Consider the following 22,433-nt stretch of genomic DNA (forward strand, 5'->3'; position numbering starts at 1 on the left):
GGCGTCAGTGGCTGCCCACTTCCGCGCCGTTGAGGTATGCCCGGTCGCGGCGGCGCGAGCGAGGTCCTGCCACCAGGGCGCCAGGACGGCACGCGGTGCCGATGCGATCCCACCTGCTGCGCGCAGAGCGGATACGCATTTCGAGGTGCTGAGCGTTCAGCCTCGCCCCCACGACGGTCTGGGGTGAGGGAGGCTCCGCCGCGTAGGCGGCCTCCTGGGTAGCAATGGCCAGTGAGTACAGCTCGCCTGAATCGATCCGCAGTCGGTGGTCGACACGACCGGCGAATTCGGTATGCGTCTCGGTGGCCCGCTGGTCGATGCCGAGGTTGAAGAGTGTCTCCGCGACGTCGTCCCAGGCAGCGCCGACCGCAGCGCGCGCATCGTGACGTGCGCGGCGATGGTGCAGCGCTCGGCGGATTCGTACAGCCGACGGCACCGTGATGAGCCACAGCACGCCGACCGCCAGCACCGCATAGAAGGGGACAACGAGCCATTCCGACCAGTTCCCGGTAGGCGCTGCCGAGCCTTCGAAGTCGAGCACGTCCACGAAGCCTTCGAGGTCACCCGACAGTCCCTCGAGATCTTCGAGACCCAACGCACCGATGAAACCTGAGCCTTCCTCGCCCGCTGCGTTCGGGTCTCCGGGCACGACTTGCTGGGCAAGCACTCCTGTGTAGACGACGGCTCCAGGGGCGCCCCGCCCTGGCGTCGGCTCGAAGTACACCCAGCGGCCACCAATCCAGATCTCGGGCCACGCGTGGTAATGCTCGCCCCTGACCACGTATTCGCCTTCGACCAATTCCCCTGGGGTGAAGCCCACGGCAACACGCGAAGGCAACCCGATCGCCCGGGCCATCGCCGCGTAGGTGCCGGCGAACTGCTCGCAATAGCCGCGCCGCTCCGAGAACAGGAACTGCTCCATGCGATCGGTGTCATGCCCGCTTGGCACCTTCAACGCATACACGAAGTTCTCGAGGAAGAAATTCTGCAGAACCAGGGCCTTTGCGTAGGGGCCTGTGGCATCCGCCGTGACGTCGGCAGCGAGGTCCGTCACACGTTGGTTGAAGCCTTCCGGCAGGGCCAGGTACTTCTCTGCAATGTCGGGCGGAACGTCGCCTCTTGCAGCCACGAGCCCCCCAACCGATGGAATGTCGACCTTCGAGCTGACGGTGTAGGTCAACCCCGGCTCGAGCACGCTGCTGTGCTCGGTGACCAGGGTGCCGGACTCAGGGTCGTACAGCGCATCGGGACCGTCAAAGGCGACCGGCTCGTATGCAGCGGGCAGCCAGATGCTGTCGAGCGCTCCGATCGTGAACTCTTGGGTGAGCAGCTCCGAAGACGAGCGTCCGTCCAAGTGTTCAGACGCATCGCCATACAGCTGCTCGGATCCCCAAAAGGTTCCGTCGAACTGGCCGAGACCCGAGACTCGCCAGTACGCGGGTGCATCCGCTCGGACACGGAACAACTCAGCGCCCGAAGTGCCCACCAGGCGGCCTTGAGCATTGACGAGCGGGCTGATCGTCACCCTCGATGCGGGTGCGGTTCCGTCGAGGTCCTTCCACGACACGATCGCCCGGGCGTCACTGCCGGGCAGCAACGGTACGAGCAGCGCCGCGCCTACAGCGGCAGCAGTTCCCAAGCGCAGTGCAGTGCGCATGGGCACGGTTGCGCGACGCCGCTCCGGAGCGCCGACCGGCATCCGGTTCCCGGTGTGGTGGATGCCGTGAGCAGCCACGTACGCCACCGCGCACACGATCATCGCCGCAGCACTGCGGACACGCCATGCATCGGTGCCCAATGCCCCGATGAACGCCAGCACGACGAAGGCGGGAAGCAGGGCTTCGCCGGTAGCTTTCGCACGCAACGCCGCTGCGTCCGCGATGAACGCCGTGAGCCAGATTGCCGCGCCGCCGACCAGCAGGAAGCCGGCAGTGGCCGGCGTCGGCGCTTCCACGATGCCGAACGCCTCCCAGGCGGCGGCCACATCGGTCGACGCTTGCCGCAGTGTCTCGGCGCTGGGAAGCAGTCGCAGCCACAACGTGTCGGAGTACAGCGCCAGCCCCTCGACGATGATCAGCATCACCACAGAAGCCGTAGCGGCAGCTGCGAACGGCCAGTGCTGCCGTCTCGTCACCGCCGCTGTCGCATGACCTCCCATTGCCAAGATGAGCCACAAGGGCGCGTAATCCCACGAGTCGAACAGGCGGCGAGCCATCAGCACCGCCAGCAGCGTGAGCAGCCACAGCGAGATCTCGACCTGCCACAGGCTTCGTCGCGTCATGCGCGAATCGTCCCCGACTCTTGGGCCGTCTGGGCCGCAGCCCACTTGGGCGACAGCTCGGCAGCGGTGGCGATGTCGACATAGGCCGAACCGGCCGATGGGAGCACTTCACCGGTTCCGCACACGCGGATGACCGTCAACGATGAGCTGCGCGAGCCCGCCGCTGTGATCGCTTCGATGTCCCGAGTTGCGTCAAAGGCTGTGCCCCCGAGCACCACGACCACTGCACCCACCACGGAGGTTGTCGCCGCTGCCAGCACGCCACGCAGCGAGCCCATGCCTGACGTGGACACCTCGGCGAGGTGATCGAACAGCTGCGCCAGGCCTTCCCCTGAGGTGACGAAACCGGTGTCTGCTCCGGCCACCGTCAACAGCCGCAGCGGATCATGTCGTGAGGCGCTGGCGAGGACGACGCTGGCGGCCGCGGACACTGCGAGTTCGAAGCGCTCGGTATCGAAGGCTGTGCTGCGAGTGTCGAGCACCACCGTTACTCGGCTCCGGCGGGGAACCTCGTCTTCCCGCACCATTGGACGACCCAAGCGCGCCGTCGAAGGCCAGTGGATCCGGCGGACGTCGTCGCCAGCCGTGTAGTCCCGCAGGGCGTAGAAATCCTCGCCAATGCGCTGCAACGTGTGAATGTCAGCCGCAATTCCCAGCGGTTCGGGACCACGGGCCAGTCGAGGCGGCACGATTGTCTGCGTGGCGGGATAGACGACGAGCGTCGTCAGCGGCCCGGCACCGATTGGCGTGCGCGACAACCCGAGCGGATCGACGACCGCGACATCGGCGGGACCGACCCTCAGCCGACCTCGGCGCTCGGTGGGCAGCAAGTACGTGGCGTTGACGCGCTCAGCCCCAAGCAGCGGGCCCACTCCCAAGCGCGCGCCGAGCGTGCCGGTGACGGGGTCGGTCAGCTGAAGTACCGGGGTGGGTCCGCCGAGGTTGGTAACGCCGAGCTCCACCCGCGCTTGCCCGCCGGCGTGAACGCGTACAGGCTGCACCGAACGCTGGATCCGCAGGCGAATCCTGCGCGTACGGGTCCAGATGGTGGCCCCCGAGACCAGCGCGATCCCGGCGACTGCGAGAACGAAGAATTCCCCGATGCCAAAGAAGCGTCCGGCGCCAGCGGCGACGAATGAACCGATCCCGACGGCCCAGCCCCGCCGAGTCAGCATGCGGGCCCTCGGGGCATCGCAGCGAGGGTCCTAGTGCCTAGGCGGATTGGTGAGCCTTCTCGCGCAACACTTGTTATCTCCCGCTCTTGTTCGCTGCGCTCACGGGCCGCTCGGGCCACGGCTTCGCCTCTCAGCCGGTGGCGGTGGGAACCGCGACGGCCTCGAAGACGTCGCGCAGCGCTGATTGCGGGGTCAGTCCCTGCAGTTGCGCGTCGGGGCTCAGTCGGATTCTGTGGCCGAGTACCGGTTCGGCCACAGCCTTCACATCGTCGGGCACCACGTAGTTCCGACCGGCGGCGAGCGCACGCGCCTGTGCCACCCGCTGCAGATCGAGCGTGGCTCGTGGGCTGACACCCAGCGTGATCGTGCCGCGCCGTCGAGACGCATCGGCCACGGCCACGATGTAGCGGCGCAAGACCGGCGCGACGTGTACCTCGGTGACGGTGCGTGCCATTGCCAGCACTTCGCCGGCCGTCGCGACCGCTTCGAGCGTGATTTCCGTTGTGCCGTCGTGAAGGTCGAGCACCTCGACGGCCGAGTCGGCGTCGGGGTAGCCGATGCTGATGCGCATGAGAAAACGGTCGAGTTGCGACTCAGGCAACGGGTAGGTGCCCTCGTGCTCGATCGGGTTCTGCGTAGCAATGACCATGAACGGCTGGCCGAGCGGGCGCGTGGTGCGGTCAGTGGTGACCTGCCGTTCCTGCATTGCCTCGAGCAGCGCCGCCTGTGTCTTGGGCGAGGCCCGGTTGATCTCGTCGACCAGCACGATGCTCGAGAAGAGTGCACCGGGCCGGAAGTCGAATGTGCGCTCGCGCTCGTCCCACACATTCACGCCGATGACGTCTGACGGCAGCACGTCAGGGGTGAACTGGATCCGGCCGAAGGGTGCATCAATCGAAGACGCCAATGATTTCGCGAGGCTCGTCTTGCCGACGCCAGGCACGTCCTCGATGAGCAGGTGCCCATCGCACAGCAAGCACAGCAGCGAGAGGCCGACTGCGTCGGGCTTGCCGCGAATAACGCGTTCCACGTTCGCGGTGATGCGTTCGAATGTGCGGTGGAACGTCTCAGCATCGGCCGGGTACGTCTGTGGGGTTGTGTGATTGCGCACAGCAGCCAACTCTCTGGGTTCCCAGCCTCCCGAACGCTCTGAGGCTACTCAGCGTCTGTTGACCGTCACCGTCGGGGGCACGTTCGCTTCTAGAGTGGCCCGGTGCGCCGACATCGGACACCGCGCCGCCTCCGCTTGTTTGGGGCGCTGTCTGCGGTTGTGGCGCGCCCTCGACTGTGGGTTGCGGCTGCTGGCGCCATGAGACGGCTGGTGCCAATGCGTTGGTGGACCCGGCCGCCGTTCCTGCCGGTTCCTCACCGAGACTACGTGCGATTCCGACTGTTGACTGCCCTCGGTGATGATGGAACTGCATCTGGCGAACCCGAAGATCTGATCCAATGGCTGGAATGGTGCCGACGCTGGCCAGCCGCCGCTGCGGCATCACGGTGACATGACCTCCCCAGGAGCCGTCGCGTATGCGCGGCGATCTGTCGCCGATCCGGTCAACGGACGCGCTGGCGCGAACGGCCACCCGGCTCGTCCCCACGGCAAGGTCTCACGGGTCCGCTCGGTTCTGTCCGAACGGGCACTGGTGCTCAACGTCACCTACCAGCCGTTGTCCATCACCACCGTGCGACGAGCTCTTCTGCTGGTGCTGGCGGGCAAGGCCGACGTCATCCACACCCGGCCTGGGAGCATTCGCTCACCGCGTATGTCGATGTCGGTGCCCTCGATCGTCCGGCTGACATACCACGCGCGGGCGCCGTACCGCCGCCGGGCTCCACTCCACCGGCGAGCAGTCTTTGCACGTGATGCATACCGGTGCCAGTACTGCGGGAGCCGGGCGGAGTGCATCGACCATGTCCACCCGAGAAGCCGTGGCGGGGAGCACACCTGGGAAAACGTGGTGGCCTGCTGCCGGTCCTGCAACGTGGGCAAGGGAGACTCGCTCCTGTCGGCGGGCCGATACCGGCTGCGCAGGACGCCGTACGCTCCCGAGCCGCTCGCCGTCGTGGCCGCCATGCGAGGCGATGCTCCAACGGAGTGGACCGACTACTTGCCCCAATTGCGTCCTCAGCTCGTCTGACCAGCTCGTCTGACCAGCTCGTCTGACCAACTCGTCTGACCAGTCCGGCTGATCAGTCCCGCGCACAGTCCCTGGTGACCAACGTCGCCGGCGGGTCTGCCATCGTGGACCGGTGGGCGAGTGGATCCGCGAGAAATGGCAGGCGAGCGCCGAACTGCTGCACGCCCGCCCAATGCCGCAGGACCGCCGTCGGCGCGTCTCATGGCTCTGCCCGACCAAGCCGGCACTGATCCTGGGATCTGCGACCGTTGACCCCTTCAACGGCACGCGCACCGATGTCGTGCGGCGTCGCAGTGGTGGGGGACTCGTGTGGCTGGATTCCGATGCGTGCACTTGGGTGGATGTGTTCGTGCCGGCTGATGATCAGCTCTGGCGTGCAGACGTCGGCGAAGCCTTCGATTGGCTGGGCCGCCGATTGGCTGCGGCGTTCTCCTCGGTCGGCGTGTTGGCCAACGTGCATCGTGGCCCCTACGAGGCTGGCCCGTCGGGCGGCCTGGTGTGCTTCGCCTCGCTTGGCCCAGGCGAGGTGGCAGTGGGCGGCCGGAAACTGATCGGTATCTCCCAGCGCCGCACCCGCGAGGGCAGCCGTTTCCAGTGCCTCGCCTACGAACGGTTCGATCTCGGCCCGTTGGCGCCTCTGCTGGACGCAGAGACTGCCGCATGGGTCCGCGACCGGGCCGTTGGCTGGGCAGACCTCGGCGTCGACGTCACTCCGTCGGGGATGGCCGAGCTAGTCGTGAGCTTCATTACCGCGCACGACACCTGAGCATTTCACCGGGCCTGCCCGGCAGCCCCGGGGCCGGGGCCGGGACCTGGTTTCCGCGACGGTGTTGGCAGCCGACTTGGATGATCTGACGCACGTGGGGTGGACATTGTGGGTGTTTTACCCATAAAGTGGTGCGAAGTGGTTTGCAGGGGTACCCGTGCCCATACAATCCAGGTTCCCAATCGGACGCTGCGGAGGCCGTGGGGTGGAGAGTCTTTTCGTCGGCCGGCATGAGCACTCGCTCGATGCCAAGGGCCGCATCGTGCTCCCGGCGGGTTTCCGCGGCGCGTTCGAGCCATCGGGTTTCCTCATCAAGCACAGCGAAGGCTGTCTCGCACTGATGACACCAGACCGATTCGGCGAGATCGCAGCACAGATGTCCGAGCGTTCACATTCAGGCGGGCCCTATGGACGTGCCGCCAAGCGCTCATTCGGCGCGGGGGCGGCACGGGTCCTGCCTGACAAGCAGGGTCGGATCGCCATTCCTGAGGAACTGCGACGTTTTGCAGGCCTGCAGCGCGAATGCGTGGTGATCGGTGCCATCGACGAGGTCGAGATCTGGGATGCCGGCCGCTGGCAGGAGATGAACGCCCAAGGCGAATCGCTCCTGGCCGCGCCCGAGAGCGGCGGCACAGCATCGGAGCAGTCGTGAGCGCTGCGGCGGCCACCAGGTCGTTTCACCAACCAGTCATGGTCTCCGAGATCGCCGAGGTGTTCGCGCCGCTTGGCGGCGGATTGTTCGTCGACGCGACCCTGGGAGGCGGCGGCCACGCGGAGATACTCCTGGGGCAGCATCCCGAACGGCGACTGCTCGGCATCGACCGCGATCCCGCGGCGATCGCAGCGGCACAACAACGGCTCGCGCCCTTCGCTGATCGCGTCACCTATTGCTGCGAACCCTTCGATCGTCTGGGCGAACTGGTCGATGCCAGCGAGGAAGGTCCTCTCGTTGGCGCACTGTTCGACTTCGGCGTCAGCAGCCACCAACTGGATGCTCCTGAGCGTGGCTTCGCGCACCGTCACGACGCCCCGCTGGACATGCGCATGGACCCCCGGGCGGGACTCGATGCGGGAACCGTCGTCAACACCTACGGCCTCACCGAGCTGCGCAATCTGTTGCGGCACAACGCCGGAGAGCGTCATGGGAACCGCATCGCTGCAGCGATCGTCGCAGCACGACCGCTGCACACCACTGTGCAACTGGCCGACACGGTCCGGGCAGCCGTGCCCGCAGCGGCTCGTCGTGGCCGGCGCCATCCGGCCATGCGCACATTCGCAGCGATCCGCATCGAAGTGAATGACGAACTCAACCTCATCGAACCCGCAATGCGAGCTGCGCTCGCGCGCCTGCAACCACGTGGGCGCCTTGCAACTCTCGCCTATCACTCAGGAGAAGACAGCATCGTGAAGATCATTCTGCGAGAAGCAGCAGACGGCGTCTGCGAGTGCCCGTCGACGTTGCCGTGCATCTGCGGCGCCGCACCGACGGTTCGGCTGTTGCGTCGCAAGATCGTGCGGCCCAGCGCAAACGAGGTCGAGAGCAACTCCCGCGCCTCCAGCGCCATGATGCGGGCTGCTGAACGGCTCGACCCCGCCAGCCGCTGATCTGCGAGCGGCCCCTGAACCGAACAGCGTTCGATGGCTCTGGCCACTGCTCACCTCACCGTCGCGGATGCGCCGCCAGAATTGGTGCGCATTGGCGGACGTCGCGCCGTGGGCCTGCGGCTCGTGGGCGTCACCGCGCTCCTGGCGGCTGCCACGATCGCCGTGCTTGCGGGATTAGGTGTGTTCCACTCGATGCTGGCTGCAGGCCAGTACCACCTCTCCGAGCTGGAATCGGAGATCGCGGTCGAGCGGGAGCGCCTGATCGATCTTCGCTACGAGCTTCAGACACTTCATGGACCGGCGGAAATCGAGTTGATGGGGATTGGCGCGCTCGGCCTCGTCAACGCGGCGGATCCGATCGACGTGCGGATCGAGCCGCGTCACATCGCTGCGGTGTCGCCCCCGTCACGCACCGCCCACCAGGGCGGAGATTGGCTCTCGATCAAGACGCTGCTGACCGATGCGTCTACAGCGCATGACCGACGTTCTTGACCGAGACGAACGCCGCGTAGCCCCGGCGCCCTGGCACCCATCGATGGGTGCCCCGCCAGGGTTGCGTCCGCCTGTTGCGTCCGCCGATTCCACAACCACTCGGCGATCTCATGGGGCAGCCGAACTGCACTGGCACCCATCGGTCGGCGCGCCTGGATCGGCCCTCGAATCCGGGCGCACGGCTGATGCTGACTCTGCGCCGCCCAAGTCGCACCGACGCAAGGTTCGAACCGGCCCGCCGCGTCGCCGAGCGCTCCTGCTCATCATCGCGACAGCCATTGCCCTGGCCACCCTTGCGGCCCGCCTGGTCCAGGTACAGGTGCTCGACCGCGAGACCTACGCCGCGCTGGGGGAGCGCCAGGGGACCGCTCAGTGGGAGCTCGAATCGGTACGTGGAGCGATCCTGGATCGAAACCTGAACCTTCTCGCAGTGTCCGACAACCTGCCCACAATCTGGGCTGACCCTCGCCTCGTCACCGACCCGTATCAGACTGCGACAGCCTTGGCGTCAGTGTTGGACATTGACATCGGTGTCATCGCCGAAAGGCTGGCGAGCGATCGGCACTTCGTCTACGTGGCGCGCCAGGTCAGTCCATCGGATGGGCTGGCCGTACAGGAGCTGCAGCTCGAAGGTGTCGGTGTGCGCGGTGAATCCTCACGGTTGCGGCCCAACGGGGACGATTTCGCTCGCGGTCTGCTCGGAGCTGTCGACATCGACCAGAACCCGCTGGGAGGTGCCGAGAAGCAGTTCACCGAAATGCTCGACGGAACAGACGGTCTAGAGGTCGCTCGGATCGCTCAGAGCGGGATGCCGCTCCCAACGGGGACCGAGCTCTTTGAGCCGGTCAGCCACGGCGACGACGTGGTCCTCACCTTGCATACCCAGATGCAATGGGTTGCCGAGCGCTCGCTGAGTACCGCAGTCCACACGACCGGAGCGCGCGGCGGCATGGTGGTGGTGATGCAGACCGACACAGGCGATGTGCTTGCACTGGCTGGCGTGGCCCGCGACTCCGAGACTGGACAGATCGGGCCGGTGGCGTACAACCCGGCATACACCGACGCATTCGAGCCAGGCTCGGTCGCGAAGAGCTTCACGGTCGCCGCCGTGCTGGAAGCGGGCGTGACCACGCCCACTGAGAGCCATTCGACACCAGCCGCCTACATGTTCGCCGACAAGGAATTCACCGAGCCGTACTCCGACGTTGACCGCCAGATGACGACGGCGGAAATCCTCATCCACTCGTCAAACATCGGCACGATCAGGCTGGCCGAACGACTCGGCGCAGCCGAGATGCAGCGCTCCTTGCGGGCGTTCGGCTTCGGTCGCCTGACCGGCGCTGAGGGCGCCCCAGCGCTGCCCGGCGAGAGCCGCGGCATCTTGCGTGCCGCGAACCAATGGCGAGGCACGGATTTGGCCACGATTGCGTTCGGTCAGGGCATCGCGGTGACAGCGGTGCAGCTTGCCGCTGCCTACAACACCATTGCCAACGACGGCGTCTATGTCACGCCCAGGCTCGTCCTGGGAAGCGTGGACAGCAACGGAGCGCTGCGGCCGGCTGATCCTGCTGTGACGCGCCGGGTCCTGTCGCCGCATACAGCTGGGGAAATGAAATCGATCCTGGCCGATGTGGTCGCTGAAGGAACGGGCAAGCGGGCCGCCATTGACGGTTACCGGGTAGCCGGCAAGACCGGCACGGCGCAGAAGCCCAGTCCAGACGGCGGCTACAGCTCCGACGCGTACACGAGCTCATTTGCAGGTTTCCTCCCGGCTGATCATCCAGAGCTCACCGTGGTTGTCGTGCTCGATGAACCCGATGAGTACCGGGCCGGCATCGTGGCTGCACCGGTGTTCGCTGAAGTTGCCGAGTACGCGTTGCGCATGCTGCAGGTATCGCCCGATGCGTGAGAAGTGCCCATGAGCTCGCCGCGCTCTGCGATCCCGATGTCGGTGCACCGTCTGGCCTCCGAGATCGGCGGAACCTATGTTGCGCCGTCGGGTCGCCACGCCGACGAGACATACGGTGGAGCCGCGCTCGTGCACGGCATCACCCACGACAGCCGCTCAGTCGCGCCCGGGATGATGTTCTGCTGCGTTGTGGGACGGCACCACGACGGTCACGCGTTTGCGTCTGAGGCGATCACGGCGGGCGCCGTTGCGCTGATGGTCGAGCGCATCCTCGATGTTGGTGTGCCCCAGATCGCCGTGCCCACTGTGCGAGGTGCGCTGGGTCCTGCTTCAGCTGCGGTATGGGGCCAGCCGTGGCGTCGCTGCGCGGTCGTCGGGGTTACCGGAACCTCTGGCAAGACCACGGTGGCGCACGCGATCGGCGCCATAGCACGCGCTTGCGGAACCTCATGCGAGGTGATGGGCACCCTGGTTGGGCGCCACACCACACCGGAAGCGCCAGAGGTGTGCCGACGCCTCAGCGAAGCCGCAGATGCGGGAACTGAGATGGTCGTGCTCGAAGTGTCATCGCACGCCCTCGCACTCGGCAGGGTCGACGGTGCCAGCTTCGCGGCCGGTGTCTTCACCAACCTGAGTCATGAGCATCTCGACTTCCACATCACGATGGAGGACTACTTCGACGCAAAGGCGCGACTCTTCGACGGCCGCTGCGAAATAGCACTGGTGAACGTGGCCGACAGATGGGGTCGCCGGTTGGCAGCCATGGCCGCTGGTACAACCGGCACAGTGGTCGAATGGCAGCCCTCCGACATTGAGGACGTCACCGTGAGCGTCAATGGGCTCAGTGGTCGATGGCGCGGCCGACCGATCCAGTGCGGGCTGCTCGGACGATTCAATGCGGCGAACGTGGCGGCTGCAGCGGCAACAGCGAGCGCGCTCGGATTCGACAACAGCGCCATTGCACCCGCTATCGCCGAGGTGAAACCGGTGCGAGGGCGTTTGTGGCCCGTGAACGGTCCCGGCGATGACATCACCGTCCTCGTCGACTATGCCCACAAGCCCGAAGCACTCGCCGCGGCACTGGCGAGTGCTCGCGAACTGAGTGGTCCCGATGGCCGCCTCTGGGCGGTCTTCGGTGCGGGTGGCGATCGTGATCCATCCAAGAGGGCACCCATGGGCGCCGCAGCAGATCACCATGCGGACATGCTGGTCCTGACCTCCGACAACCCTCGCAGCGAGGATCCCGCCGACATCGCGGCAGAGATCGCCGCTGGTGCCGGCGGGCGACATGACACCAGCGACGGCCTGCATGTCGAGCTCGATCGATCCCTGGCCATCTCGCTTGCCATCGAGGGTGCGCGGGCTGGGGACGTCGTCGTGGTGGCAGGGAAGGGTCACGAGACCACCCAGGTGACCGCAGGCCGTTCAACGCCGTTCGACGACGCAACCGTGGCGGCCGACGCACTGCAGATTCGCAGGAGTGCGAAGCAATGATCGCCCTGCTCATCGCCTCCAGCTCCGCGATGTTCGTATCGCTCATCGGCACGCGCTATCTCGTGCCGTGGCTGCAGGCACGCGGCGTCGGCCAGCCGATTCGCCTCGACGGTCCCCGAGGGCACATCACAAAGGCCGGCACGCCGACAATGGGAGGCGCCGCCGTCGTGGCTGCCGCCGTGGTGGGCTACGTGGTCAGTCACCTGCGCGCCGAGACGGTCATGACGCGCTCGGGCATCGTGCTGCTGGCGGCAGTCAGCGCTGCGGGCCTCGTCGGCTTGGCCGACGACTGGATCAAGGTGAGCCGTGAACGCAATCTGGGGTTGAACAAGCGGGCCAAGCTGATCGGCTTGGTCGCAGTGGGCGTCGGATTCGCGGCTGCGTCGGTGTGGTGGGTAAATCTCGACGCGGCGATTGGCTTCACTCGGCTGAGCGGAAACGCACTGCGAGTCCCCGCCGCTGTGTGGATCCTGTGGGCTGTGCTCATCATTCTGGGCACTTCCAACGCCGTGAACCTGACCGACGGCCTGGACGGCCTTGCCGCAGGCGCCGCTTCAGTGGCTTTCGCCGCGTTCGTGGTCGTCGGCTACTGGGCATTCCGTCACCCGATCTCCTATGACGTCAAGCATCCGCTGGATCTCGCCATCGTCGCTGCTGCCATGGCTGGCGCCTGCGTGGGGTTCCTGTGGTGGAACGCGCCGCCGGCGAGGATCTTCATGGGCGACACGGGCTCGCTGGCCATCGGCACCGCCATGGGCGGGCTGGCGATGCTTCTGCACGTAGATCTGCTGCTGCCCGTCATCGGCGGCCTGTACGTCATCGAGACGGCGTCTGTCATCGTTCAGGTCGGCTCGTTCCGGCTCTTCGGCCGCCGCCTGCTCCGGATGGCCCCCATGCACCATCACCTCGAGTTAGGCGGGTGGCCGGAGACCACCGTGCTCATCCGCCTCTGGGTCGTGAACAGCCTGCTCGTGGCACTCGCGCTCGGCCTTTACTACGCCGACTTCTTGAGTCTCGACCTGGTCGAACTGCCGGCAGGTTCGCTGTGAGCCCCAATCATCCCTCGGATGCCCGCCGCCCGATGCTCGACGCCCTGCGTCCTGACGACGGACCGGTGCTGGTCGTCGGCATGGGCGTGACGGGATGCGCGGTGGCAACGGCGCTGGGGGCTCGAGGCCATGAGATCATCGTGGCTGACGACCGCCCCGAGGGGGCTGCCGCGAGGGTTGCCTCGGTAGGGCTCGCTTCCGTGGAGATCCACGACTCCACCGATCACGGTCTGCTCAGCGCTCTGGTGTCGAATGCTGCCGCTGTGGTCCCCTCTCCAGGAGTCCCGCCACGGCACCCCAGTTACACGTTCGCCGATGCGACCGGAGTGCCGGTAGTGAGCGAGCTGGATCTGGCGGCACAGTGGGACAACCGCCCGCTTGCCGCAATCACGGGTACGAATGGCAAGACCACGGTCACGGTGCTCACCGAACGAATGCTGAACCGGAGCGGGATCAGTGCAGTGGGCGCCGGGAACACCGATGTTGCCTTGGTGGATGCGATCGACCGGGACGTCTCAACCTTCGTCGTGGAGGCCTCGTCGTTCAGGCTCCACCGAGCCCGCAGTTTTGCCCCTGCTGTGGCCGCGTGGCTGAATCTGGCACCCGACCATCTCGACTGGCATGTCGATCTCGGGGACTATGCCGCTTCCAAGGCGCGAATTTGGGCCGCCCAAGGCCCTGACGATGTCGCGGTGGTGCCGTTCGACGATCCCGACGTCGAGCCATGGACGTCGGGGATCCGTTCACGCCGTGTGACATTTGCGACGCCTCAGTCGCTCGATGCAGCCTGCGATGTGCGCTACGAGCACGGCGTCCTGGTAGCGCATCACACAGCGCTCGTGGCGGCTGCAGACCTGCCGCGGCGTCGGCCGCACGACCTGTCGAACGCCGCAGCAGCAGCGGCGATCGCATTGGAGATGGGGGCCTCCGCAGAGGCAGTGACGGCTGAATTGCACTCGTTCGACGGTCTGCCGCACCGCCTCGCGCGCGCAGGGCGAATCGGAGCGGTGAGCTTCCATGACGACAGCAAAGCGACAGCACCTCATGCCACCGTGGCCGCGCTCCGGGGATTCCCCGATGCGGTCCTCATCGCGGGAGGGCGGAACAAGGGTCTCGATCTCGGCGATCTCGCTGCGGTGGCTGCCCATGTACGCGGTGTCGTAGCGATCGGCGAGGCTGCCTCTGATGTGATCGCCTGCTTCAGCCGACCCGTGCATGGTCGGATCGAGCTCTCCGTGGCGGACTCGATGTCGCAGGCCGTGGAAATCGCCTACCGGATGGCCCAACCGGCCGGAGACGTCGTGCTGTCACCCGGATGTGCGTCGTTCGACTGGTACTCGAGCTACCACGAACGGGGCGAGCACTTCATCGCAGCCGTATCGGATCTCGCATCGCGCCTTGACCCCCAGACCTGCTCCGGAGACGTGCAATGAGCCGGCTGGATCTTCGGTGCGCGCAATCGGGACCTTCGGTGCGGTACGCCGCACTCCTGTCCGCGGTCTTCCTGCTGCTCCTCACCGGGGTGGTCCTGGTGCTGTCTGCCACCTCAGCGACCGGGGTCGAGGGGCCCGACCGCCCCCTGCAGTACTTCACACGACATCTGTGGTCGGCGGCCATCGCCGTGGGCGTGCTGCTGGTGACGCTCGGCATCGACTACCGGCGCTGGCGACGCCTGGCGCTGCCTCTTGCAGCCCTCAGCGTGGGTCTGCTGGTCGTCGTGCTGGCGGTGGGCAAACGCGCGGGCGGTGCTCGTCGCTGGATCGAGATCGGGCAACTCAGTGTTCAGCCGTCGGAGATCGCGAAGCTGGCCCTCATCGTTGCTTTGGCCGCGTTCCTGGACGCTCGCAAAGATCAGATCGACCGTCCCGATCGGATCCTGCGCCCGGCGATGCTCCTGCTGACGGCTGGCTGTTCCCTCGTGCTGCTGCAGCCGGACCTCGGGACCACACTGATCTTGGTCGGCATCGGGGTCGGGATGCTGTTCGTCGCAGGCCTGCCGGGCCGGGATCTCGGCAAGATTGCCCTGATGGTCGGAGTTGCAGCGCCCTTGCTGGCGTATGCGGCGCCGTACCGCCGAGCGCGCCTCGCGGGCTTCCTCGATCCGATCTCCGAGCGTGCCTCGAGCGGCTACCAGACGTTCCAGAGCCTGGTCGGCCTGGCACAAGGCGGACTGCGCGGCACCGGCCTCGGAGCAGGTCAGGCTAAGTGGGGATGGGTGCCCAATGCCCCCACAGACTTCATCTTTGTCATCGTGGGCGAAGAAATGGGACTCCTTGGTGCGCTGGGGCTCCTCACGCTGTTGGGCGTCGTCGGCATCGGCGGTTTCCGGACGAGTCAGAAGGCGCCTGACCTGTTCGGCTCGCTGCTGGCCGCTGGCATCTCGATCTGGTTTGTGCTGCAGACGCTGGTGAACGTCGGCGGTGTGGTTGGATTGCTGCCGGTGACCGGTGTGACCCTGCCATTCCTCTCTTTTGGCGGCTCCTCTTTGGTGGTCACCTCAGCGGCCGCCGGGTTGCTGCTGAACGTGACCCGGCGGTCCGACTGAGCCGTGCCCGCACGCGACAGAGCCTCTGCGGCACCAAGCGTGCTGATCGCCGGGGGCGGAACTGCCGGACATCTCATGCCGGGCCTGGCCGTGGCCACCGCACTGACTGAACGCGGGTGGCCCGCCGGCGCGATCCATTTCGTCGGCAGCACCAGAGGAATGGACGCACAAATCGTGCCGGCAGCGGGCTTCGGTCTGACCGCACTTGGTGGCCGAGGCCTCACGGCGAGGCGAATCAACCTGACGAATGCACTGGCGGCAGCGAGCTTGGCCTGGGCAACGTTGCGCGGCGTCGCGCTTGTCGGAAGACGCCGACCTGCCGCTGTGCTGTCGCTGGGCGGTTACGCCGCGCTGCCCGCGACGGTCGGCGCCGTGGTTTGGAGAGTGCCGTTGGTGATCGCAGAGCAGAATGCTGTCGCCTCGGCAACGAACCGACTGCTGGGTCGCTTCGCACGGGCGGCTGCGGTGCCAGTACACGGAACCGGCTTGCAGCGCGAGGTGGTGACGGGCAATCCCGTGCGCCCCGAGGTCACCCAGGCAGCGCTCGAGGCGGCTGATGCCCGCATCCGGCTCGGCTGGCCCACCGATGCGACCGTCATCGTGGTGTTCGGCGGCTCGCTGGGTTCGCTTCGAATCAACACCGCGGTGTGGTCGGCGCTTCCGTCACTGCGCGGCCGCGACGGCGTATTCGTGTATCACGTCGTAGGCAAACGAGATTGGGATGACCGCCCGCCGCACCCGCCGCCGCGCCCCAACGGTTCGGACGTCACCGAGTGGTACCGCGCTGTGCCCTTTGACGAGCAGCTGCCCTTGGCGCTGGCTGCAGCTGACCTGGCGATCTGCCGTGCCGGAGCCTCAACCGTTGCCGAGTTGTCGGTGATCGGCACACCGGCGGTGCTCGTGCCCTTGCCCATCGCAACCGACGACCATCAGCGCCGCAATGCCGAGCACTTGGTGTCGATCGGTCAGGCACGAGTGGTGCCTGATGCCGAACTCGATGCGCAACGGATGCTTGCCGAGATCGACCAGATGTCAGAGCTCAGCGGCGCCAGGGGAGTTGACAGGGGAACGCAAGCTGCCCCCGCTGCGACCTTCGGTCGTCGAGACTCTGCAGAACGCGTCGCACAACTTGTGATCGAGCACAGTTCGGTGATCCCGGGCTCTGTCGTGATGAGGGCGCGCTCGCGCAAGGAATCCACATCGTGACCAGGACCCAGCCCGATCTCGCCGAATCTCGCAGCATCCACCTGGTAGGGGCTGGGGGTGCGGGAATGAATGCGATCGGGCTGGTGCTCGCGGAGATGGGTCATGCCCTCAGCGGCAGTGATCTGAGACCGGGCCCAGGAATGACGCGGCTCGCCGCCCACGGAGCTCGAACAGCGATTGGCCACGACGCCGTCAATGTGGGCTCCGCGGACATCGTGGCGCATTCGAGCGCTGTGCCCTCGAGCAATGTGGAACTCGCCGAAGCCCGGCGCCGGGGGATACCGGTCCTCAGTCGGGCCGAACTGCTCAGCCAGATCTGCCAACGCAAGAGGACACTGGCGGTCGGAGGGACCCATGGCAAGACGACCACGTCGTCGATGCTGGCGCTCTGTCTCGTTGCTGCCGGTGAGCACCCGTCGTTCTTGGTTGGCGGTGAGCTCAACGAGATCGGCTCGGGCGCCGTCTGGGACATGGCGGGGGAGTGGTTCGTTGTCGAAGCCGACGAGTCCGACGGAACCTTCCTCCAACTCGGCGCCGACGCGGTGCTCGTGACAAACATCGAGCCCGATCACCTTGATCACTACGGCAGCTTCGACGCGCTTACCGGGGCATTCGAGCGCTTCTGCAGCAGCGCGAACGGGCCGCGCGTGGTGTGCGCCGATGACCCACAGGCCGCCGAGATGGCGGAGCGCGTCGGCGGCTGCGTGACGTACGGAAGATCTGAGCAGGCGAAGTACCGGATCATTGGCGCACGAAGTTCACGCAGCGGTGCGGAGTTCGAGTTGTTCGCGGGCACCACGTCGATCGGGCGCTGCGAACTGCCGCTGCCTGGGCTGCACAACGTCACGAACGCCGCTGGTGCGCTGGCCGCAGCACTCGAACTCGGCGCCACAGCTTCACCGATGATCGAGGCACTGGGGCGCTTTGCGGGTGTGGCCAGGCGATTCGAACGGCGGGGCGAGCGCGACGGCATCTCGTTCATCGACGACTATGCGCACCTTCCGGCCGAGGTGACGGCCGCAATCTCTGCGGCTCGCAGCGGGGACTGGAATCGCATCGTTGCGGTTTTCCAACCCCATCGCTACTCGCGGATCGCAGCGCTGTGGCAGGACTTCGCGGACTCATTCGGGGGCGCCGACCAGTTGGTCCTCACCGACATCTACCCCGCCGGCGAGGTGCCACGGCCTGGCGTGTCCACAGAACTCGTGCTCGGCGCCGTTCTCGACTCGCATCCCTACGCCTCCGTGGCGTATCTCCCGGGGCGGGCTGAGCTGCGTTCGTACCTGCGTGCGAACCTGCGAGCCGGCGACCTGTGCCTCACCCTGGGAGCGGGAGACCTGACAACGCTCGCAGATGAGCTGCTGCATGCCACCTGAGCGATGGTCCGATCCCGATGCGGTCCGACGAGCCGCAACAGTCTTGGGCGATGACGCTCGCATCGATGCACCGTTGGGCTCGATCACCACGTCGCGAGTCGGAGGGCCTGCAGCGGTCGCGTTCGTGGCCAATGGCCTCGCCGACCTGCAACGGGTGCGAGAAGCCAGCGCAGCCTCCGGGCTGGAAATCCTCGTTGTCGGGCGAGGATCGAACCTGCTGGTCGCGGACCGGGGTTTTGAAGGCATCGCACTGCTGCTTGGAGATGCCTACAGCACCATCGAATTCGATCACGCGAACGCCACGGTCACCGCTGGTGCCGCGGTGGCATTGCCAGTGCTCGCGCGCCAATGCGCCGCGGCAGGGATCGGCGGGCTCGAATGGGCCGTGGGAGTACCGGGTTCTGTCGGCGGGGCCGTGCGCATGAACGCAGGAGGGCATGGAAGCGACATTGCGTCCTGCCTGATCGACGCCGACATTGCCGACCTGGAAGGCTCCTCAGCGCCCCCAACGCAGCAGCCTCGCCCCGTCGATGCTCTCGATCTGGGCTACCGCCGCAGCGGCTTGGCAAACCGCCATGTCGTGGTGAGTGCGCGATTGCAAGGGCATCGCGCACTTCCCTCAAAGGTGACCGACCAGATCGCGGAAATTGTCCGCTGGCGCCGAGAACACCAGCCAGGCGGCCAGAACTTCGGCTCGGTCTTCATGAACCCGCCACAAGAGTCCGCAGGCGCACACATCGATCAGGCAGGTCTGCGCGGCTTGCGCATCGGCACGGCCGAGATCTCGCGCCTGCACGCCAATTTCATCGTCTCGGACCCCGGCGGAACTGCAGCCGATGTCGTCGCGCTGATGGCCGAGGTCCGCCACCGTGTCGCGGATTCGTCGGGCATCGTGCTGCAGCCCGAGATTCGCATGGTGGGGTTCGGTGCCGCACCGGTCCCTACCTGAGCGTGCCTGGCAAACCTGCGGAGGCCACCGCACCGGGAGGGAAAGGCCCCAAGCGTTGGCTGATCGGAGCAGCGCTCACAGCGCTCGTGCTCTCGATCGGCACGATCATTCTCGCCGCAGGCACGTTTGAGGTCGGTCGGATCCACTTCAGCGGTCTGCATCGAGTGAGTTACGACGAGGCGTACCGGGCAGCAGGCATTGGCGCCGGTGACTTCATGGGAACCCTGGACACCGAACATGGAGAGCAATCGCTCGAGGAACTGCCGTGGATAGCCGACGCTCGAATCCGCCGGCGATGGCCCGCGACGGTGGAAGTGGACGTTGTCGAGCGAACAGCGGTGGCGTTGGCACTCGCCGCGCCCCGCTGCTGGGTGCTGACCGATATTGAGGGCCGAATCCTCACATCACCGCTCGCAGCTCCACCCGAACTGCCGCGGCTGTCGGGGATTTCCGCTGCGCCGGAACCAGGCGGCTACCTCGCCAGCGATGCCGCAGCCCTGCTTAGGGTCCTCGACGCAGCGCGCGGCCAGCACGGTTTCACAGTCGTTGCGTTGTGGCGTGACGGGCGCGGGGACGTGAGGGCACGCGTCCGGCAACAGCCGGGCGGTGCCCCCTTCGAGGTGGCGCTGGGAGACGAGTCGGCGATCGGTGCGAAGACGGCCGCAATTGCCGCAGTCATCTCCGATCTCGAGCACTCAGATGACATCCTCGATGTATCGGTTCCGCATCTCCCGGTGGTCCGCGGAGCCAACTGATCGGCCAGATCGTCCCATTCGGCAGGTCTTGCCCATCAACGGAGGCATCGGTACTGTCCTAGATTGCGCTATTTTGCCTAGGAGGTGCCTGCCGACGGCACGATTGATGTCGCGGCCGGCCAGCGAACGCGAGGAGCCCTGTGGCCTCACCACAGAATTACGTGGCAATCATCAAGGTGGTGGGCGTCGGCGGCGGTGGCTCGAACGCCGTCAACAGGATGATCGATGTCGGCCTTGGCGGCGTCGAATTCATTGCCATCAACACCGACGCTCAAGCGCTGCTGCTGAGCGATGCTGATGTCAAGCTGGACATCGGTCGCCAGCTGACGCGCGGACTTGGAGCGGGGAGCGACCCCGAGATCGGCACCCGGGCGGCCGAGGAACACCGGGATGAGATCGCAGAAGCAATGCAGGGCGCGGACATGGTGTTCATCACCGCTGGGGAAGGCGGAGGCACCGGAACCGGTGGTGCACCTATCGTCGCAGAAATCGCCAAGGAAGTCGGTGCACTGACCATCGGCGTGGTCACCCGCCCCTTCGCCTTCGAAGGCAAGCGCCGTCAGATCCAGGCTGAGCAGGGCATCGAACGGCTCAAGGAACGAGTCGACACCTTGATCGTGATCCCGAACGACCGGCTGTTGACGGTGGCGAGCGAGCACACGTCGATCATCGATGCCTTTCGGATGGCCGACGACGTGCTGCGTGAGGGCGTGTCCGGCATTTCGGGCCTCATCACGACTCCTGGCCTCATCAACACCGACTTCGCCGACGTGAAGGCGATTATGTCCAACGCCGGCACGGCCCTGATGGGAATCGGCCGTGCACATGGCGAGAACCGGTCCAAGAACGCTGCTCGCCAAGCGGTGTCGTCATCGCTGCTCGAGGAGTCCATCGATGGAGCCCGCGGCATCTTGCTGAATATTGCCGCCGGACCCGAACTGGGGCTGTTCGAGGTCAACGAGGCGGCGGAAGTGATCCGCGAGGTGGCACACGCCGAGGCCAACATCATCTTCGGCACGGTGATCGACGACTCGCTCGGAGAAGAAATCCGTGTCACCGTCATCGCGGCGGGCTTTGACCGATACGCGCCGTCTCGCTCCGGAGGCACCGCCCTGGGCGACTACGCAGGCTCCGAACAAGCTGACGATTTGGCCGACCCATTCGGCGACCTCGACGAGGACGACGAATCGTTCGACGTACCCAGCTTCCTGCGGTGACGCCCCGGGCGAGGGTGCATCCCCGTCGAACGACGGCACAGCGATGCCGCGCGTTGGCGTGGCCACGCGGCTGCGGAACGGCGTAAGCCGAACGGGTCGGCACTCGCAATGCTGATACTGCGCCGGCGCTGCGGAGCCAGCACGGTGCGCATCGCCGTCACTGAACGCAGCGACGGCGACTGCGCCCCCCTGGTGGGGCTCGGTCCCAGCACGGTCACCGTCCTCAAGCAGACCCACGGCACCCACGTCGTCCGGGTGTTCCATCCTGGGGAGCATCGCGGCACCAACGCCGACGCTGCGTGGACCACGGCGCTTGGAGCGACGCTCGCAGTGCGCACAGCGGACTGTGTGCCGATCGCGCTGTACGGGACAGATGCGAGCGGTCTGAGTGCTGTCGCGACGGTTCACGCGGGATGGCGCGGTCTGCTCGGCGGCGTCGTGGGGGCGACGCTCGCGGAACTCGGACGTCACGGGATCCGCCACATCCGCGCGGTCGTCGGGCCTCACATCTGCCGCCTGCACTACGAATTCGGGACAGATGAACTCGACGCTGCAGTGAGTTCCTTCGGCCCCTCAGTGGCGAGCAGAACTGCGTGGGGAACGCCGGCGCTTGACCTTGGCGAGATTGCCCGCCGGACGCTTCGCAGCGGGGGAGCGATTCTCGACACCGAGCTGGGCCGCTGTACGGCCTGCGATGGTCGCTACTTCTCGCACCGAGCTCGTGCCGAGAAGGGCCGGACTGCGCTGCTGATCTGCCTGGACGCCCACGGAGCAGGAGACGAGTCCGGTGATTGATGCCGGACAGGTCCGCCAACGCGTCGAACGTGTCAAGCACCGGATTGCTGACGCCGGGGGCGACCCAGCTCGGATCGGCATCGTGGCTGTGACGAAAGGATTCGACGCCTCTGCAATCGACGCCGCGGCAGCTGCCGGCTTGGGAATGATCGGCGAGAACTACGCCCAGGAACTCCAAGGAAAATGGGATCAGCTGCTGCCGGAGACCAGGAGCACGATCGACGTCCACTTCATCGGACGGCTGCAGTCCAACAAAGTGCGACAGCTGGCAGACGTCGTGGATCTGTGGCAGAGCGTGGACCGGACACGGCTTGTCGAACAGATTGCACGGCACAGTCCCCGAGCCGCGGTCTTTGTGCAACTCGATGTGAGCGGCACGAACACCCAGGGCGGTTGCCTGCTCGAGGAGGCTCCGTCGCTGGTTGGCGCCGCCCGCCAGTCGGGACTCGATGTTCAGGGCTGTATGGCGATCGGGCCTCAAGGCGCGTCATCGCAGATCGAAGCAGCGTTTGCCGAGGTCGCCCGATTTGCCGATCGCCACGATCTCGAGCACCGCTGCATGGGAATGAGCGCTGACCTCGAGGAAGCAATCCGGGCTGGCTCGACGATGGTGCGTATCGGGACCGCCCTATTCGGCAATCGACCGCCGCGGGTCGCCTCTACACGGGGTGCCTGACCGCA

20 protein-coding genes are annotated in these 22,433 nt (G+C 66.4%); 17 read left to right on the forward strand and 3 right to left on the reverse strand.

Going from position 1 to position 22,433, the window contains the following annotated elements; genetic code table 11:
- Nucleotides 1–4: 4 nt before the first annotated feature.
- The 3 genes from ACOCMM_RS10830 to ACOCMM_RS10840 all read right to left on the reverse strand — a co-directional run bounded on the left by ACOCMM_RS10830 (nucleotide 5) and on the right by ACOCMM_RS10840 (nucleotide 4,567).
- Nucleotides 5–2,281 carry a transglutaminaseTgpA domain-containing protein gene (locus ACOCMM_RS10830; RefSeq protein WP_419553169.1) on the reverse strand — a complete coding sequence of 759 codons (2,277 nt, stop codon included), beginning with the start codon at nucleotides 2,279–2,281 and terminating at the stop codon, nucleotides 5–7.
- Nucleotides 2,278–3,456, reverse strand: a complete 1,179-nt coding sequence (locus tag ACOCMM_RS10835; RefSeq protein WP_419553170.1) for a DUF58 domain-containing protein — start codon at nucleotides 3,454–3,456, stop codon at nucleotides 2,278–2,280. The genes ACOCMM_RS10830 and ACOCMM_RS10835 overlap by 4 nt, the downstream gene beginning before the upstream one ends.
- Before the next feature lie 130 nt (nucleotides 3,457–3,586).
- Nucleotides 3,587–4,567: an AAA family ATPase gene (locus tag ACOCMM_RS10840; RefSeq protein WP_419553171.1), complete on the reverse strand. Its 981-nt coding sequence runs from the start codon at nucleotides 4,565–4,567 to the stop codon at nucleotides 3,587–3,589.
- 391 nt (nucleotides 4,568–4,958) lie between these two features.
- On the opposite strand from ACOCMM_RS10840, the gene ACOCMM_RS10845 reads away from it, so the two are divergent.
- From ACOCMM_RS10845 to ACOCMM_RS10925, 17 genes are all read left to right on the forward strand, one after another.
- Entirely contained in the window at nucleotides 4,959–5,594 is a 636-nt protein-coding gene (locus ACOCMM_RS10845; RefSeq protein ID WP_419553172.1) for an HNH endonuclease, read from the forward strand.
- Between the two features lie 112 nt (nucleotides 5,595–5,706).
- The gene (locus tag ACOCMM_RS10850; RefSeq protein WP_419553173.1) at nucleotides 5,707–6,360 is read left to right on the forward strand and encodes a lipoyl protein ligase domain-containing protein; all 654 of its coding nucleotides are present in this window, start codon (nucleotides 5,707–5,709) and stop codon (nucleotides 6,358–6,360) included.
- 205 nt (nucleotides 6,361–6,565) lie between these two features.
- Entirely contained in the window at nucleotides 6,566–7,012 is a 447-nt protein-coding gene (locus ACOCMM_RS10855; protein WP_419553174.1) for a division/cell wall cluster transcriptional repressor MraZ, read from the forward strand.
- Complete coding sequence (rsmH, locus tag ACOCMM_RS10860) at nucleotides 7,009–7,965, forward strand: 16S rRNA (cytosine(1402)-N(4))-methyltransferase RsmH (RefSeq protein WP_419553175.1); 957 nt, start codon at nucleotides 7,009–7,011, stop codon at nucleotides 7,963–7,965. Before ACOCMM_RS10855 ends, rsmH begins: the two co-directional genes overlap by 4 nt.
- 33 nt (nucleotides 7,966–7,998) lie before the next feature.
- Entirely contained in the window at nucleotides 7,999–8,457 is a 459-nt protein-coding gene (locus tag ACOCMM_RS10865) for a hypothetical protein (protein WP_419553176.1), read from the forward strand.
- Nucleotides 8,441–10,366 carry a peptidoglycan D,D-transpeptidase FtsI family protein gene (locus tag ACOCMM_RS10870; RefSeq protein WP_419553177.1) on the forward strand — a complete coding sequence of 642 codons (1,926 nt, stop codon included), beginning with the start codon at nucleotides 8,441–8,443 and terminating at the stop codon, nucleotides 10,364–10,366. The genes ACOCMM_RS10865 and ACOCMM_RS10870 overlap by 17 nt, the downstream gene beginning before the upstream one ends.
- A 9-nt stretch (nucleotides 10,367–10,375) precedes the next feature.
- On the forward strand, nucleotides 10,376–11,860 hold the full coding sequence (locus tag ACOCMM_RS10875; protein WP_419553178.1) for a UDP-N-acetylmuramoyl-L-alanyl-D-glutamate--2,6-diaminopimelate ligase: 1,485 nt from the start codon (nucleotides 10,376–10,378) through the stop codon (nucleotides 11,858–11,860).
- Nucleotides 11,857–12,909 (forward strand): phospho-N-acetylmuramoyl-pentapeptide-transferase, encoded by a 1,053-nt coding sequence (mraY, locus tag ACOCMM_RS10880; RefSeq protein WP_419553179.1) that lies wholly within the window; start codon nucleotides 11,857–11,859, stop codon nucleotides 12,907–12,909. Before ACOCMM_RS10875 ends, mraY begins: the two co-directional genes overlap by 4 nt.
- Entirely contained in the window at nucleotides 12,906–14,342 is a 1,437-nt protein-coding gene (gene murD / locus ACOCMM_RS10885; RefSeq protein WP_419553180.1) for a UDP-N-acetylmuramoyl-L-alanine--D-glutamate ligase, read from the forward strand. Before mraY ends, murD begins: the two co-directional genes overlap by 4 nt.
- The gene (ftsW, locus tag ACOCMM_RS10890) at nucleotides 14,339–15,454 is read left to right on the forward strand and encodes a putative lipid II flippase FtsW (protein ID WP_419553181.1); all 1,116 of its coding nucleotides are present in this window, start codon (nucleotides 14,339–14,341) and stop codon (nucleotides 15,452–15,454) included. Before murD ends, ftsW begins: the two co-directional genes overlap by 4 nt.
- A gap of 3 nt (nucleotides 15,455–15,457) precedes the next feature.
- Nucleotides 15,458–16,660: a UDP-N-acetylglucosamine--N-acetylmuramyl-(pentapeptide) pyrophosphoryl-undecaprenol N-acetylglucosamine transferase gene (locus ACOCMM_RS10895; protein WP_419553182.1), complete on the forward strand. Its 1,203-nt coding sequence runs from the start codon at nucleotides 15,458–15,460 to the stop codon at nucleotides 16,658–16,660.
- Nucleotides 16,657–18,036, forward strand: coding sequence for a UDP-N-acetylmuramate--L-alanine ligase (murC, locus tag ACOCMM_RS10900; RefSeq protein ID WP_419553183.1), 1,380 nt, complete (start codon nucleotides 16,657–16,659; stop codon nucleotides 18,034–18,036). The genes ACOCMM_RS10895 and murC overlap by 4 nt, the downstream gene beginning before the upstream one ends.
- A complete protein-coding gene (gene murB, locus ACOCMM_RS10905) occupies nucleotides 18,026–18,985 on the forward strand; it encodes a UDP-N-acetylmuramate dehydrogenase (RefSeq protein ID WP_419553184.1) in 960 nt (319 codons plus the stop codon). Before murC ends, murB begins: the two co-directional genes overlap by 11 nt.
- Before the next feature lie 2 nt (nucleotides 18,986–18,987).
- The gene (locus ACOCMM_RS10910; protein WP_419553185.1) at nucleotides 18,988–19,740 is read left to right on the forward strand and encodes a cell division protein FtsQ/DivIB; all 753 of its coding nucleotides are present in this window, start codon (nucleotides 18,988–18,990) and stop codon (nucleotides 19,738–19,740) included.
- A 140-nt stretch (nucleotides 19,741–19,880) separates the two neighbouring features.
- Nucleotides 19,881–20,957 carry a cell division protein FtsZ gene (gene ftsZ, locus ACOCMM_RS10915; RefSeq protein WP_419553186.1) on the forward strand — a complete coding sequence of 359 codons (1,077 nt, stop codon included), beginning with the start codon at nucleotides 19,881–19,883 and terminating at the stop codon, nucleotides 20,955–20,957.
- 108 nt (nucleotides 20,958–21,065) lie between these two features.
- Nucleotides 21,066–21,752: a polyphenol oxidase family protein gene (locus ACOCMM_RS10920; RefSeq protein ID WP_419553187.1), complete on the forward strand. Its 687-nt coding sequence runs from the start codon at nucleotides 21,066–21,068 to the stop codon at nucleotides 21,750–21,752.
- Nucleotides 21,745–22,428, forward strand: a complete 684-nt coding sequence (locus tag ACOCMM_RS10925; RefSeq protein WP_419553188.1) for a YggS family pyridoxal phosphate-dependent enzyme — start codon at nucleotides 21,745–21,747, stop codon at nucleotides 22,426–22,428. The genes ACOCMM_RS10920 and ACOCMM_RS10925 overlap by 8 nt, the downstream gene beginning before the upstream one ends.
- Nucleotides 22,429–22,433 lie beyond the last annotated feature (5 nt).

The organism is Candidatus Poriferisodalis sp. (assembly GCF_965198245.1).
Lineage (GTDB): Bacteria > Actinomycetota > Acidimicrobiia > Acidimicrobiales > Poriferisodalaceae > Poriferisodalis.

What these genes read in the sequence shown, in the direction of transcription:
- ACOCMM_RS10830 (WP_419553169.1), bottom strand. Translation starts at nt 2,281, where the DNA reads ATGACGCGACGAAGCCTGTGGCAGGTCGAGATCTCGCTGTGGCTGCTC.
- ACOCMM_RS10835 (WP_419553170.1), bottom strand. Translation starts at nt 3,456, where the DNA reads ATGCTGACTCGGCGGGGCTGGGCCGTCGGGATCGGTTCATTCGTCGCC.
- ACOCMM_RS10845 (WP_419553172.1), top strand. Translation starts at nt 4,959, where the DNA reads ATGACCTCCCCAGGAGCCGTCGCGTATGCGCGGCGATCTGTCGCCGAT.
- ACOCMM_RS10865 (WP_419553176.1), top strand. Translation starts at nt 7,999, where the DNA reads ATGGCTCTGGCCACTGCTCACCTCACCGTCGCGGATGCGCCGCCAGAA.
- ACOCMM_RS10870 (WP_419553177.1), top strand. Translation starts at nt 8,441, where the DNA reads ATGACCGACGTTCTTGACCGAGACGAACGCCGCGTAGCCCCGGCGCCC.
- ACOCMM_RS10875 (WP_419553178.1), top strand. Translation starts at nt 10,376, where the DNA reads ATGAGCTCGCCGCGCTCTGCGATCCCGATGTCGGTGCACCGTCTGGCC.
- mraY (WP_419553179.1), top strand. Translation starts at nt 11,857, where the DNA reads ATGATCGCCCTGCTCATCGCCTCCAGCTCCGCGATGTTCGTATCGCTC.
- ftsW (WP_419553181.1), top strand. Translation starts at nt 14,339, where the DNA reads ATGAGCCGGCTGGATCTTCGGTGCGCGCAATCGGGACCTTCGGTGCGG.
- murB (WP_419553184.1), top strand. Translation starts at nt 18,026, where the DNA reads ATGCCACCTGAGCGATGGTCCGATCCCGATGCGGTCCGACGAGCCGCA.
- ACOCMM_RS10920 (WP_419553187.1), top strand. Translation starts at nt 21,066, where the DNA reads ATGCTGATACTGCGCCGGCGCTGCGGAGCCAGCACGGTGCGCATCGCC.